The organism is Brachyspira sp. G79, from assembly GCF_002379365.1.
Classification (GTDB): Bacteria; Spirochaetota; Brachyspiria; order Brachyspirales; family Brachyspiraceae; genus Brachyspira.
The window spans coordinates 1273447-1288556 of sequence record NZ_JQIU01000008.1 but is presented as its reverse complement, the minus strand read 5'-3'; the positions used below and the strand labels follow the sequence as shown (position 1 = coordinate 1288556).

General features: G+C 27.2%; 11 protein-coding genes and 1 other RNA gene. 2 read left to right on the top strand and 10 right to left on the bottom strand.

The annotated features are described in order from the left end of the window. The 4 genes from KQ44_RS07035 to KQ44_RS07020 all read right to left on the bottom strand — a co-directional run. Positions 1 to 1340: SNF2-related protein (locus tag KQ44_RS07035; RefSeq protein ID WP_143277881.1), on the bottom strand; the 1340-nt coding region annotated here is incomplete at its 3' end. 105 nt (positions 1341 to 1445) lie between these two features. Continuing rightward, on the bottom strand, positions 1446 to 2879 hold the full coding sequence (locus KQ44_RS07030; RefSeq protein WP_096736820.1) for a hypothetical protein: 1434 nt from the start codon (positions 2877 to 2879) through the stop codon (positions 1446 to 1448). Further along, complete coding sequence (gene ptsP / locus KQ44_RS07025; RefSeq protein ID WP_096736819.1) at positions 2876 to 4642, bottom strand: phosphoenolpyruvate--protein phosphotransferase; 1767 nt, start codon at positions 4640 to 4642, stop codon at positions 2876 to 2878. Before ptsP ends, KQ44_RS07030 begins: the two co-directional genes overlap by 4 nt. A 277-nt stretch (positions 4643 to 4919) precedes the next feature. Further along, complete coding sequence (locus KQ44_RS07020) at positions 4920 to 5636, bottom strand: 5'-methylthioadenosine/adenosylhomocysteine nucleosidase (RefSeq protein WP_096736818.1); 717 nt, start codon at positions 5634 to 5636, stop codon at positions 4920 to 4922. Between the two features lie 165 nt (positions 5637 to 5801). Here KQ44_RS07020 and KQ44_RS07015 point away from each other — a divergent pair, with 165 nt between their 5' ends. Continuing rightward, positions 5802 to 7430, top strand: coding sequence for an FAD-binding protein (locus KQ44_RS07015; protein ID WP_096737794.1), 1629 nt, complete (start codon positions 5802 to 5804; stop codon positions 7428 to 7430). Positions 7431 to 7490: 60 nt separating this feature from the next. Here KQ44_RS07015 and rnpB read toward each other — a convergent pair. After that, positions 7491 to 7831: RNase P RNA component class A (rnpB, locus tag KQ44_RS07010), an RNA gene on the bottom strand. 668 nt (positions 7832 to 8499) lie between these two features. Beyond that, a complete protein-coding gene (locus KQ44_RS07005) occupies positions 8500 to 9267 on the bottom strand; it encodes a TSUP family transporter (RefSeq protein WP_096736817.1) in 768 nt (255 codons plus the stop codon). A gap of 469 nt (positions 9268 to 9736) precedes the next feature. Here KQ44_RS07005 and dxs point away from each other — a divergent pair, with 469 nt between their 5' ends. Beyond that, the gene (gene dxs, locus KQ44_RS07000) at positions 9737 to 11593 is read left to right on the top strand and encodes a 1-deoxy-D-xylulose-5-phosphate synthase (RefSeq protein WP_096736816.1); all 1857 of its coding nucleotides are present in this window, start codon (positions 9737 to 9739) and stop codon (positions 11591 to 11593) included. Here the strand turns inward: dxs and KQ44_RS14925 are convergent. From KQ44_RS14925 to KQ44_RS06985, 4 genes are all read right to left on the bottom strand, one after another. Continuing rightward, positions 11588 to 12157 (bottom strand): hypothetical protein, encoded by a 570-nt coding sequence (locus KQ44_RS14925; RefSeq protein ID WP_240516526.1) that lies wholly within the window; start codon positions 12155 to 12157, stop codon positions 11588 to 11590. The genes dxs and KQ44_RS14925 overlap by 6 nt on opposite strands. Beyond that, positions 12145 to 12720, bottom strand: coding sequence for a hypothetical protein (locus KQ44_RS14920; protein ID WP_240516525.1), 576 nt, complete (start codon positions 12718 to 12720; stop codon positions 12145 to 12147). The genes KQ44_RS14925 and KQ44_RS14920 overlap by 13 nt, the downstream gene beginning before the upstream one ends. A gap of 133 nt (positions 12721 to 12853) precedes the next feature. Beyond that, on the bottom strand, positions 12854 to 14236 hold the full coding sequence (radA, locus tag KQ44_RS06990) for a DNA repair protein RadA (protein ID WP_096736815.1): 1383 nt from the start codon (positions 14234 to 14236) through the stop codon (positions 12854 to 12856). A gap of 9 nt (positions 14237 to 14245) precedes the next feature. Beyond that, positions 14246 to 15043 (bottom strand): Rpn family recombination-promoting nuclease/putative transposase, encoded by a 798-nt coding sequence (locus KQ44_RS06985; RefSeq protein WP_096736814.1) that lies wholly within the window; start codon positions 15041 to 15043, stop codon positions 14246 to 14248. Positions 15044 to 15110 lie beyond the last annotated feature (67 nt).

Sequence of the window (15110 nt, the reverse complement as noted above, 5' to 3'; positions counted from 1 at the left end):
TTTTTCTTTAGTTTCTTTTCATTATCATCTTTTTTGTATTTGCTTTTTATAATTCGCTCTTCTTTTAGAATAGATGATTTAATTTCAGCTATACTTTTATCTGTAGTGAGCATTCTGTCAAATATATCTATTAAAGAAAATATATCAGAAGTTGTATTATGCATAGGAGTTGCTGTAAGAAGCATAACTTTATTTGCTGAGCATATATTTTTTATAATATTGTATGATTCAGTTTTGCTGTTTACAAATCTATGAGCTTCATCTATTATAATAAGTCTTGTTTTTTTATGATTATGTACATATTCATATAATTCATCTAATTTACCAACACTTTTTATTAAGGCGTTTAATTTGAACTCTGCATTATAATTTTCCCAAGAATATATTATTTTTGGAGGAGATACTATTATAATTTCTTCAACGGCTTTCATTTCAATTAAATTTTTAGCTATTGCCGAAGCTATTATACTTTTTCCAAGCCCTACAACATCAGATATTAAAACCCCGCCATATGTCATAATGCTTTTAATTCCGCTTTTTATAGCATCTATCTGATATTTATAATTTGAATAATTGAAGTCTTTTGGCGTAAATAATAATTTTTCATTGGTAAAAAAATTAAAATATTCGTATATAACTTTTAAATATATTTCATAAGGAGTAGGGCGGTTAATAGTTTCTTTGATATCATTATTTTGTTTTATTTCTTCTTTATCTTTTATTCCCACTTTATCAAAGAATTCTTTTTCATTTTCTTTGTCTAATATGCTTGATGTGTTTTTCCATTCATCTTGAAAAAAGTTATAAAAATCTTCAAATCCATCTTCTGTATACGCATTAATTTCTTTTCTTTGATGAAGACCTTCTCTTGAAAAATTACTAGAACCTATTATTGCACAGCCGTGCATTTTCTTTATTGTACTTTTATCAGTATATCTTAATACATAAAGTTTTGCATGCGTTTTATCGTTTGCACTTCTTATTTCAAGGGAGGAGTTTTGGCATTTTTCTTTAAATAGTTCCAATACTGTTTTATTTTTTTGATTTTTATTTAATTCGCTAATTGTATACTCAACAAAATCATTGAATTCTTCTATATTTTTTTTTGTATTATTTTGATTATAATTAATATATAAACACTGAATTTTAGGGTCAATATTCATACCCATAATAATTTTTACATTTGCTTTTAAAAAAGTTTTTCTTGCTATTTCATTATTTGCTATATCATAAAATGCACTATAGCTGCAATAGGCAGAAAGTATTCCTATTTCTTTAATACTTTCTTCAGTTTTAAAAATTTCAAAAACTTTAGTATTAACATTATCTAATATATTCATAGTATATTCCAACTTATAAATTTATAAAAATTATAACATTAAATATATTTTTTATGAAGTATAGAATGCTGTTAATAATTAATAGTAAATAATACTTATCAAAAATTAATCTACACTGTATTCTGCTTCGCTGTCTCCGCTTATAACAAATCTGTACGGATTGGTAGGCAGTATTTTTATTAAATAGTTATATAATAGAGTAGAGCTTTGAAGCACATTATTATTGGTATTATAATAAAAATACTTAGGATAATCTAGTACATATTCATAATAAGGATTATTTTTAGAGCTTACAAGTTCGCCTATTTTATTATTAACTTTCCAGAGAAAATATACTGATTTGTCGGTAAAATAATTTGTTTGAGGACTGTTTAATACATATGAAAAGAAATCAGATGATTTTAAATAATCATAATTTTTATATGAGTTCATAGCTGATTTATAATTTTCAAATATATCTTCAATATTCTGTATATTATTAGTCATATATCTTAAATAGCTCCAGCCCACTATAGGTCCGTAGTATGTGTCGTATCTTACTAAAGCCCAATCTTCTCTTTCTCTCTCTTTAGCATTGTATACATTAGTTTTATTTAATACTGTTACAAAATCATAATTGTATAGTCTGTAAAGTTCTTTCTCTGTACCTGATGTTACTGCAGGTATTCTGTCTCTTATAATAATACCATTTCCTATTACATAATATTCTTCTTCATATGCTGCTCTTATTCCCTCTATTCTGTTTTTAACAGCTTCTACAGTATCATTATAATTTTTTTTCTCATTAGCAGTTAAATCAAATGGAAGAACATCTGGAAAATATGATTTATTATTCAATATGTTTTCCTGTAATACACTTGTTCTGTAGCGTTCAGAGAATCTTTTTAAGTATGTGATATTAGTTATAAATTTTGATTTATCATTTTCATTTTCTATATTGCTAAATCTGTGTCTTATACTGAAGTAGTAGGCAAAATCTTTTAATGGAAAAGCACTTTCTTCATCTTGAAGTATTCTGTCAAAAGTATATCCGTTAAAAGAATACTTTCCGTCTTTTACAATAATTCCTAATTGGCTGTATATATTATTTAAAGATGCTGTGAGATTTGTAACATTATCATCGTTATTCTCTTCTCCTTCAACTATACCCTCTGATAATAGCTGAGTATAAAACTCTTCTATATATGAAGGTTCATTTTCTACCATATATATTAAAGCCTGACCTAGTAAATAAGATGCCTCGCTTTCATAATAACTTGACGGATATGTGAATAAAAACCTTGCCAAAGTCTCAAAACCTTCTTTGTAGTTTGATGATAATATTTGATTTCTTCCTTTAATAAAGGCTGTTAATTCATTGTATGGAGATTGAGCATTTTCTCCTTCAGTTTTAGGAAGTGTTTTTAAGAAATCTCCTAAAGGTCCGTAATCTTCTGTTTTTTCTATTGTTTTTAATTTTTGGTATTCATCTATAGATTTTGTTACTTTGCATGATATTAAAATGCATGCAGCTATTAATATTAATAAAATTTTTTTCATTCACTTATGCCTTTATAATTTTTTATATCTATTTTTTTAATAAAACTATTTAAAATTGATTTAGAAAAATTGTTGTCGCACTTTTCAAGCATTTCATTTACCAATTTTGTGCATTCTTTTATGCTTATACTTCTTATAAGATTTTTTATTTTAGCTATAGAAGTAACAGACATAGAAAGCTCCCTTATTCCAAGACCAAGAAGAATAGGAGTATACTTGGCAACGCTTGCCATTTCTCCGCATAATGTTATAGGTTTATTATTGTTATTGGCTGTTTCTATTACTCTTTTTAATACTCTTAAAACAGATATATCTATAGGGTTGTATAAATATGATAGTTTCTCATTAGTTCTGTCGCAGGCCATCATATACTGAACTAAATCATTAGAACCTATTGATATAAAATCAGCTTCTTTTATTATCAAGTCTATTATTACAGCAGCAGAAGGTGTTTCTATTAAAACTCCTATTTTTATATTTTCATTAAATAGCTGATTTTCGTTTCTTAATTCTTCTTTTATATCTTCAATAAATTTTTTAGTTTCAATAAACTCTTCTAAAGTGCTTATCATAGGAATCATAATTTCTATATTTCCATAATGCGAAGCTCTGAGCAATGCTTTTATCTGGTCTTTAAATAACTTCTTATTTGATAAGCAGAATCTTATAGCACGCCAGCCTAAGAATGGATTATCTTCTTTAAAATTAAGTCCTAAAGCAGGAGATATTTTATCGCCTCCTATATCTAAAGTTCTTATTACAACTCTTCCTTTCATCTTTGAAGCTATATTTTTATATACTTTAAATTGAGTTTCTTCACTAGGTAGCGTTGTAGCAATATCTTCTTCTGAAAATATATATAAAAACTCTGTTCTGTATAATCCTATTGAATCTACACCATGTTTTAATAAGTTTTCTGTCTCTTCTGGTATATCTATATTCGCATGAACTTTTATTTCTATATTATCTTTTGTCAATGCTTTTTCTTTTGCATCTATTATAGACTGCTCTTTGAATTGTTTTATATTTTCTGTAAGTATAGTGTAGTTAGTAATATCTTTTTCGTTTGGATTCATAATTACAATATTACTTCTACAGTCTATTATTATTTTTCTTCCATTTTTTATTTTGCTTGATATATCGGCTATATTGAATATTGTTGTTATGCCGAATGATTTAGCAAGTATAGCAGCATGCGAAGTATATCCACCGCTTTCTATTATAAATCCTGCTACTCCTATACTATTAAACTTTAATACATCACTTGGAGTAAGCGTTTTTGCTATTATAATACAATTTTCTGGTATTTGAGAATAATCCCCTGAATTAGGCTGTATTAGATTTCTTATCAGTCTTGATTTTATATCTGCTATATCACTGCTTCTTTCGGATAGCATTTTATTATTTACAGAAGATAGTTTATCAAGATATCCAGATATTATTGTATCATATACATGCTCTACATTAAATAGTTTTGCTTTTACTTCTTCTTTAACTTGCCTTATTATTACTCTGTCCTGAAGCATTAATATATGAGTATATAAAATATTTTTAATATTATTATCCACATGATTTTGAAGTTCTTCAATTTCTTCTATTGATTTTTTAATTGCTTCATCAAATCTTTTGTATTCTTCTTCTACATCACTTTCTTCGATTTTATAAACAGGGGTACTTAGTGAAGGTGTATAAAGAAAAGAATTTCCTATTGCAACATCATCACCTACGCCGTTACCGTTTAATATCGTTCTTTTATCAGGCATAGAAACTCCGATATTATGTTAATTAATTATTGAAGATTATATTATAAATGTATAATATTTTCAATAGTAAATTTATTGTAAGTAGTAATATTTTATATATGTATGATATGTATATATGAAAAAACTATTTAATTTTAAAAATTGTGAATTATTTTATTTGTGAATCTGATTTATGTGGAAGATAAAAATGTATGTAATACTTGGATTATAAACAAATAGAGCCGTTTAAAACTTCATATATTTATTTTTTAAACAACTCTATTATTTATTTTTAAAATTATTTCATATTCTCAAGCATTTCTACCACTATTTTCATAGAGTTCTGAGCTGATTTTACTACAAATTTAGGAAAATCTACTACCGCATCGCTGTCAGCTTTATCAGATAATGAACGTATAACTACAAAAGGAACTTTATACATCAAAGCAGCATGAGCTACAGCAGCTCCTTCCATTTCTATAGCACCTGCTTTAAACTTATTATGTATTCGTTTTACTTTTTCATTATTACCTACAAACTGATCTCCTGTAGCTATAGTATCAATATATATTTTATTGTCGGTAATAACTTTTTGTGCAGATTTTTCAGCAAGTTCTATTAATGCCTTATCAGCAGGATAATAATTTTTATCATAGCCCTTTACAAGTACAGTAAGTTCATCACCGTCTAAATCGCTTGTATCAAAATCATGCTCTATTAAGTCTTTTGATATCACTATATCAGATATATCATAATCAGGATTTCCAGAACCAGCAACACCTGTAAATATTATTTTTTCTACATTGAATCTCTCTATAGCTATAGTTGTAGCAATAGCAGCATTAACTTTTCCTATTCCAGATTTTAATAATACTACATTTTTTCCGCATAATACTCCCTTATAATAAGTAATATTAGCTATTTCAATTTCTTCTATATTTTCTATCATACCTTTAAAATTGGTTATTTCAGAATCCATAGCTCCTATTATAGCAATTCTTTTTACTTCAGACATAAATAATCTCCTTAAAAATAATATAATTAAATAACGAATAATCATTATACATTAAAAATATTTTTTTATAAACTTATTATTTTATTTTTTATAATACTTAATTAGTTTATTATAGGTTTTAAAAAATAGAATGTTAAAAGATATATAATTTTTATGGGTATTGATATGAATATAACAAAACAAATTAATTCTGATATATTAATAGTAGGAGGAGGCATAGCTGGTCTTATTTCATCAGAGAGAGCATTAAAGATTTTTAGAAATGTATGCCTTGTTACTACTGGAAAAATTTGCGGAGGGGCTTCTTATTTTCCTCTAAAAGCCACATTAGGTATACAAGTTACAAAAGATAAAAATGATTATGATAAATATTATGAAGATATTACCAATATGGGTAAAAGTGTTGAAAATAAAGAGCTTATAAAAACGTATATAAAAAATATTAAAAGAAATATCCATTTATTAAAAAAAATAGGATTCAAACCTTGGCTTAGAAAAGATAAAAGACCTGCATGTTTTGCAAAATATTCAAGAAATATTTTTCTTATTAATAATTGGAATGAGGCTAGAGAAAGAGCCAAAAAAATATTCAGAAAAAATAAAAGATTAAAAATATTTGAAAACTCTTCATTAGTAAGAATTATAAAAAATAATGATAAAGTAATAGGAGCAGTATTTCAAGATAATAATAATTTTTTCTTTATAAAGTCAAAAGTAATAATTTTGGCTACTGGAGGAATTGCAGGAAATTATAAAAACAGCTTGTATCCAAAAAATATTAATGGTGCTGCACTTACTGCTGCTTTAGATGCAGGAGCTTCGGCACAGAATATGGAGTTTATACAGTTTATACCAGCGTATTTAAAACCTAAATATAATGTTTTATTTGGAGAGCATACACTTAAATATTGTACTGCTATGTATGATACCGAAAATAAATTAATTTTAGACACTTCAAATAGCGAAGAAAATAAAAAATTATTTATTGAAAGAAGTGCTTACGCTCCTTTCAGTAATGATTTTGAAAGCAGAGAAATAGATTTTAAAATATCATCTAAAGGTGTAAAATTAAAATATTCAGAAGATTTATATAAGGATAAAGAAGAGTTCTACACTGTATATTTGGATTGGCTTAAAAAAGATATAGGCATAGATTTATTAAAAGATGAAACTGTAATAACACATTTTGCTCATAGCTGTAACGGCGGTATAAAAATAGATAGTAATGCATATACAGGCATTGATGGTTTATATGCAGTAGGTGAGTTATCATCAGGTATAGAGGGTGCTAACAGATTAGGAGGCAATTCTGTAGGCGGGGCTTTAGTATTTGCAGATAATGCTGTAAAAAATGCTTATGAATATATTAAAAAAAATAATTTTGATGATTTTGATAGTACGAAATTAGATCATAAAGAGCTTAATGATTGGATTAATGATATTTCGAAAGATGATAAAGAAAATAATCTTACAAAGATTGAAGCATTAAAAAATATAAGAGAAATAGCAAGTGAATATTTATCTGTTGTAAGAAACAAAGAAAAAATAAATACGGCACTTAATAAACTTAAAGAGATTAGAAGTAATTATAGTATAAAAGAAAATATTGATGAAGGATCTATTGAAGTTTATTTAATAATTGAGGCAGTAAAAATATTAGCTTTAAGTATGCTTGAAAGGGAAGAGAGCAGAGGTGCACATTATAGAGAAGATTTTGATTTTTCACTTGATAAGGTTTATAAACTTGAAGTAAGACGCGAGAACAATAAAACAATAATAGAAAAGAAATATTAATATATAATTTACTTGTTTAGGATAATATTTTTATATGTGTAAGATATTTTTTTATTATAAAAAGTAAGCGGAGCTATAAGCCGTATTCTGTCATTTAAGGTAAACATTTATCTTGATATTATATCACTATAATATTCTAGCGAGCCACCTGAAACTTAGGAAAAGGGCAATCCGTTTCTGTTTGCTCTTGCCTCTCATGGGGTTTACACTGCCATTCATGTCGCCACAAATGCGGTATGCTCTTACCATGCCTTTTCACCCTTACCAAATTGGCGGTATATTTTCTGCTGCACTTTCCATAGGCTTTCGCCTTCAAGCCGTTAGCTTGCATGATGCCCTTTAGAGGTACGGACTTTCCTCAGTATTAGTTACTTAAATACCGCGTTTACCCGCTCCGCATAGTCAATTACTCTATTATAAAAATCATAAAATGTCAATCATAATTTTTTATATAACTATTTAAATATTTTTATAAATATAAAAAATAAGTACTAAATAATTACTTTATAAAATTAAATGATTATGTATATAAATTTATTATTTCTTTATTTGTTGGTATTTTATTATTGATAAACTCTATATTGATTAACTTATAATTGTACTGCATCAGTTATTTATACTAAAAATTTTTAGATTTGTCAATTTTTTATTTAATTTTTTTGAATCCCGCCTCACACCATACTTAACAGTACTTCCTTCGGTCGCAGGCGGACTTAGTCAAAGAAACTTATATCCTCGACAAGCTCGGATACACTTCGAGAAAGTACAAGTATTGAAATTATTATAAAATCGTACTAATTATGTTTTATATGTAGGATAAATTATTAAATTTAGCCTAAAATATAGCATTTCGTTTCCGAATGAACGCAGAGCAACGAGTTTATGCATGCTTATCGCCACAGGCGTACAGCGTATGGTTATTTGTGACACACTGAATGCTACAGCGTCACAAAAGAACTGTGGTGGTACAACTGTGTACTTCGTAGATATAGTCCCAATAAATACTAAAATTTATTTTTTGACAAACTATATTCATTTGTGTATATACTATTATCAAAAAATATATTTGTTATTTAATTATATCTATTAATATTTTTAATGTAGTAAGCAGTGATATAGTTACAAATATCGGTTTTATAACTTTTATTCCTTTTTTTATTGCAAACTTAGCTCCAAAGTAAGTAGATATCATTATAAAAGGTATAACAAATATTCCAGCCATATAATTAACTTTTCCTTCTATAGCAAATATTATCAATGAACATAAATTGCTTGTAAGATTCAAAGCCTTAGCATTACCAGATGCAAGAAGAAAATCCATTTTATAATAAAGTACAAAAAACATTATTAAAAAACTTCCAGTACCAGGTCCGAATACCGCATCATAAAAACCTAAAAGAAAGGCAAAAAACATACCTACTATATAATTTTTTCTTTTTAAATTATTTTCATCAAATAAGTTCTCGGTTCCAAAAGTTTTTGAAAATAAAGTATAAATGCCAACAGCTAGAATTAATACCATTATTAAAGGCTGTAATATTTTAGCATCTATCAATACTATAACCTGCACACCTACAATAGAGCCTAATATTGTCATAGGTATTAAAAATTTTATTAGTTTTGAAGTAACTTTTCCATTTTTAAAGAAGGTAAAGGCAGATACTACAGCACCTGAAGTGGATGTAAGTTTATTTGTAGCTAGTGCTGTATGCGGAGGAATACCAGCTATTAAATATGCAGGAAGACTTATAAGTCCGCCTCCTCCAGCAGCCGCATCAACAAAACCTGCTATTGAGCAGCCTATAATTATTATAATTAGATTATCTATACTCAGCATAATACACAACACCGCTAATTTATTTTTTATTAACCAAAAATATTATACCTATGATAAATTTTTGTCAAATGATATTTATAAATTTATTTATTATAAAATACATATTATACTTGTTTGAAAAATTTTCATTGTTATTTAATAGTAATTTAAATATTATTTATAATTGCAGTTTCAAGGTATTTTTTGATGTCTGTATATCCATTAAATATTATAATTTTTGATTAAGTATATCACAATACTCTTTATTAAGAAAGAACCGCGTTTTTACAGATTAAATAAGATTTCGAATAATACATAGGTGTTTTTATGTATTAATAAATATTATATAGTTTATAATAAATAAGTATATAAAAATTGTATGCTAATAAGTTTTTAAACAAGGCTAATTTTCTTAATTTCAGTTTTTAATTATTGAAATAAAATATTTTATGGTTATAATTTGCTTATATTTTAATTGTAAGGCATGATAATGTATTTAGAAGAAATAAATAGTCCAGTTGATTTAAAGAAATTAACGGTAGAAGAATTGAAAATTTTATCATCTGAGATAAGAGAGTTTTTGATAAATAATGTTTCCAATACTGGAGGACATTTAGGTAGCAATTTAGGAGTAGTAGATTTAACTATTGTACTTCATTATTTATTTTCTTCTCCGAGAGATGCTTTTATATTTGATGTTGGTCATCAGGCGTATACTCATAAAATTCTTACTGGAAGAAAAGACCGATTTCACACATTAAGAAAATATGGAGGAATTTCAGGATTTCCTAAAAAATGCGAATCTGAACATGACATAGAAGAAACAGGACATGCTTCTACTTCATTATCATTTGCTTACGGTCTTGCTTGTTCTAGAAATATATTAGGTTTTAAAGGTGATGTTATAGCTATAATAGGAGATGGAGCTATGACTGGAGGCATGGCTCTTGAGGCTATGAATAATATTGCTAATACTGATACAGATATTATTATAGTATTAAATAATAATGAAATGTCTATAGGAAAAAATATCGGTGCTATATCAAAGTTTTTAAATACAACTTTAAATGATTCATTAGTTCAGGAGGCTTCAGAAAAGGTTAGGGGATTAGTTTCAAGTTTACCTTTTGGAGATATTGCAAATGAATTTATAGATAGAGGTAAAGGTGCTATTAGAACTTTTGTTGCTCCAGGTATTGCTTTTAGAGAGATGGGATTTAAATATTTCGGTCCTGTTGACGGACATAATTATGATGAGCTTATAAATACTTTTCAGAAGGTAAAATCTATAAGAGGTCCAAGACTTGTTCAGGTTAATACGGTTAAAGGAAAGGGATACAAAATAGCTGAAGAAAATCCTTCAAAATTCCATGGAATAGCTCCTTTTGATATAGAAACTGGAGAACTAAAAACAAAACAAAAATCAAAAACTTTTTCTTCACTTGCTGGAGAATGTATTGTAAATGCGGCAAAGGAAAATAAAAATATTGCAGCAATAACTGCAGCAATGGAATCTGGAACTGGATTAACAGAATATGCTAAAATGTTTCCAGATAGATTTTTTGATGTTGGAATAGCAGAGCAGCATGCTGTTACATTTGCTGTAGGGCTTTCTGAAAGCGGAATAATACCTTTTGTTTGTTTATATTCTACATTTCTTCAAAGGGCATATGATCAGGTTATACATGATGTTGGTATTATGAATGCCAATGTTAAACTTATGATAGATAGGGCAGGGCTTGTACCAGAAGACGGAGATACTCATCAGGGCGTATTTGATGTATCTTTTTTAAGAATTATACCAAATATTACTATTATGGCTCCTGTAGTTGAAAAAGATTTTAGAAGTATGGTGAAAAAAGCTGTAGAATATAAGGGACCTGTTGTTATAAGATATAATAAATCAGTTGTAAGAGAATTGAAGAATAACAAAGTATTAGATGATATAGAAATAGGAAAAGCATACATTCTTAAAGAAGACAAAAAAAATAATAATGTTATAATAAGCTATGGTCAAACTCTTATTGATATAATAGAAGCTGCTGATGAACTTAATAGAGATTTTACCATTATTAATCTTTCTACTCTAAAACCTTTAGATGAAGAGACTATTCTAAACGAAGTAAAAAAAGCTAATAAAGTTTTAATTATTGAAGAAGGTTTAGAGGCAGGTGGAATTGGAAGTGCTGTACTAGAATTATTATCAGATAATGAAATATATAAACCCGTAAAGCTTCATGCATTGCCTAATAAATTTTTTGAATCAGCAACAAGGTCTGAACTTTTGAAAATGTATAAACTTGATAAAGCTGGATTAAAAGAAGTGATAAGAAATTATTTTTTATAATTTTATTTTTTTTACTTCTTTTAAGTATTGTATAAACATATCTGTGATAATTGGATCAAGCATTATATCTTTTTCTATAAAGTTTTCTGTCATATAGTTTACAGTTTCTTTGATTGATTTTTTAAAACTATTTGTTAAAGTGTCGTATACATCTATAACTTCTAAAATTTTAGCAGGTAAATATGTTAAACTTTGCAGTGTTAATATATCTTTATAATCATAAGAAACTAAATATTCTATATGATGATTAGGATTTCTTTTTATAGCTGCTTTATATAATTCGCTGAAAAGTCCGTATCCATGTCCATAATATTCATGATGCAAAGAAACGGTTAAAGATACGCCTTCATTTCCTCTCATAAAATATTTAGCGAAAGTATAATCTTTTATAGAGTGGTTATCCTTTTTTTCTTCATTTATTGGTATATAGTCATGATCATTTTCAAGAGCAATATCATGCATTAATATTGCTACAGATGTATCCAGTAGTATATTGGCTTCTACTTTTCTTATTCCTAGTTTAACATTTGTTTCCAAACTGTTTTCGGTATCTATATTGTACATTTTGTATATTTTTTCAGAATATTTGTAATAAGTTTTTTAAAATCTACTCTGATTTTATTAGTTATTCCTTGACTCATTTTTTCATTAAAAAAAAGTATTGCTTCTATTGCTGTTAAGAATACTCTGTTAATATGTCCTATAGTTGAGTCAGATTTAAATGCTCCCATATTTTGAAACATATTATTAGTTTCATACTCTTTTTTATATATTATCATAGAGATTTCAGAGATTAAAAGTTTTATCATTTTCGATAAGCCAATTATATCTTCATCATCATTTTTTAGTATATTATTTTCTTTTTTCTGCAAATAATCGGCATATTGAAGTCTTAGTATAAAAGCTATTTCCATAAGCATTTTAGATATTGCTGATGCAGTTTCAGAGTCTAAGAAGTTTTTACGGTAATATGTTAATTTTGCTATATATTGTCTTAAATAATTCTGTGCCTCTTTATTCGACATATTAACAATATTTTGAAGTATATCTATTTCTTTATTTGCAATTTCTTTATTTGTAGGGAGGCAAAATTTGAATTTATTGTAAAAATCTTCTACTTTTTTCAAAACTTCTCCTTAAATATGGATATAATATTTTATATTATAATATGATATTTTTCAATTATATTTTTTGTATATGCATGTATTAAAATTATTATTAACGGTAATTTTTCAATTTATTTAATAAAAAATATATTAGTTATGATATACCTAATTTTTTCACAGCTTCTGAAATATGTTCCAAACCTATAATTTTTATTCCCTCTATATTCTTTACTTCTTTTAATGCCCTCTTAGAAATATATACTTCTTTTAAAGAGAATTTTTTCATTTCTTTTATACGTCTTTCTATAAATCTTACAGGTCTTATTTCTCCAGAAAGTCCCAATTCTCCAATATACGCAGTTGTTCTTTGAATAGATATTCCAGACATGCTAGATGCTATTGCCATTGCTATAGATAAATCGCTTGCTGTTTCTTTTACATTAAGTCCGTTTGCTATATTAATATATACATCTTGATTTGAAAGGTTTAGATGAGCACGTTTTTCGAGTATTGCTATTATTATAAGAAGTCTGTACTGATCATAACCTATAGTAAGCCTTCTAGGATAGCCAAATGCACTACTTCCAACCAATGCCTCTTCTTCTACACAAAATACCCTGCTTCCCTCTATTACAGGTGTTATGACGCTTCCAGCAAATACTGCTTCATTTAATCCTCTTGTAAACACTCTTGAAGGGTCTTTTACTTCCATTAATCCTTTTTCAGCCATTTCAAATATACCAACTTCATCTACTGCCCCGTAACGGTTTTTTACAGCTCTTAATATTCTGTATATTCCTTTGTCATCACCTTCAAAATAAAGAACGCAGTCTACTATATGCTCTAAAATTTTTGGTCCTGCTATTGTTCCTTCTTTTGTGATATGCCCTACCAAAAATATAGTTATATTTTTCAATTTTGCAGTCTGCATTAAAGCCCATGCACAGTTTTTTATTTGTGCGGGAGAGCCTGCTATACTGTTTGTTGAAGGGCTATATACTGTTTGTATAGAGTCTATTATAGCAAGTGTAGGCGGATTATCTAATAATGTATTTATTATATTATCGCAGTTTGACTCTGATGATATTAAAAAGTCTGAATCTTCTAAATCAAGCCTATCAGCTCTTAATTTTATCTGCTCAATAGATTCTTCGCCTGTAAAATAATACACTTTTTCATTTTTAGCAATATTTGAAGCAACCTGCAAAAGCAAAGTGGATTTACCAATACCTGGTTCTCCTCCTATAAGTATAACACTTCCAGATACAATTCCACCTCCCAAAACTCTGTTAAGCTCATCTATATTTGTTGATATTCTTGCACTTTCATTAGTTTTTATTTTTTTTATAGATGTTAATTGAGCTTTATCTGAAGAAACAGAAGTTCTATCTCTTATAGCTTTGCTAGTATTTTCAGCTGGTTCTGTAAAAGGTTTTAAGCTATTCCAAGAACCGCATGAAGGGCATTTACCCATCCAATTAATAGTGCTTTCTCCGCAGTTATCGCAGACAAATATCGTGTTATTTTTCTTTGCCATATTTATTAATTATAGTTTATTTATTTCGTCTACTGTAAGTCCTGTTTTAAAACCTTCTTTAATTCCTAATTTTCTTTCTTCTTCAAGCATTATTTGATTTCCATATAGGTAAGGCTGTCTTTTATCATATTCATTCATCATAAGTCTATTTTTTATAAAATTATTGTACTTTCTTTGTATTTCTTCCATTATAGGTTTTTCTTTTACTAGTTCGGACATAATAGCCTCCTTATCATCTTTATCTTTCATTGTAAAAAATGTAAGCCAGCAATTTAAATAATATTTTATCAAATTAGATTTAAACTTTTTTAATTCAATTATATGTATTTGTAAATGATCAGTTAATAGTTTTTTATTTGAAGTATCATAAATCATATAGCATGAATGTACATTATTCCTATCATCTAAATTGAAGTCAAGCATATTGATACTTATTACTGGTGTTAAAGCATCATATTTCTCCCCATGTTTTAGAAGTTTGCTGTAATTTGAAGCCCAATAATAGAGTATACGTTCTGGAAATCTTGAATTTCCTTGTAATTGTATTTCTATAATAACAACAGTTCCATTTTGTGTAATGCATTTAATATCAAGGCGTCTGCCCGCCTTTGGTGCTATTGTTTCTTTATCCTCATTATTTTCTTTATAATTAAAAGGAGTAAGAATTTCAAGCGATCTAAAAGTTTTCATTTCCATATTGATCATTGCTGAATTAATGAAATCTAATAGTAATAGTTTACTATCTTCTGATGCAAATAAATACCGCACAAAATAATCATTAATTCTATTTAAATTATTAACAGTTATGGGTTCATTTAATATTTGCTTTAATTTTTCTAAATCTTACATAAGATTTATTATACAAAATATATAA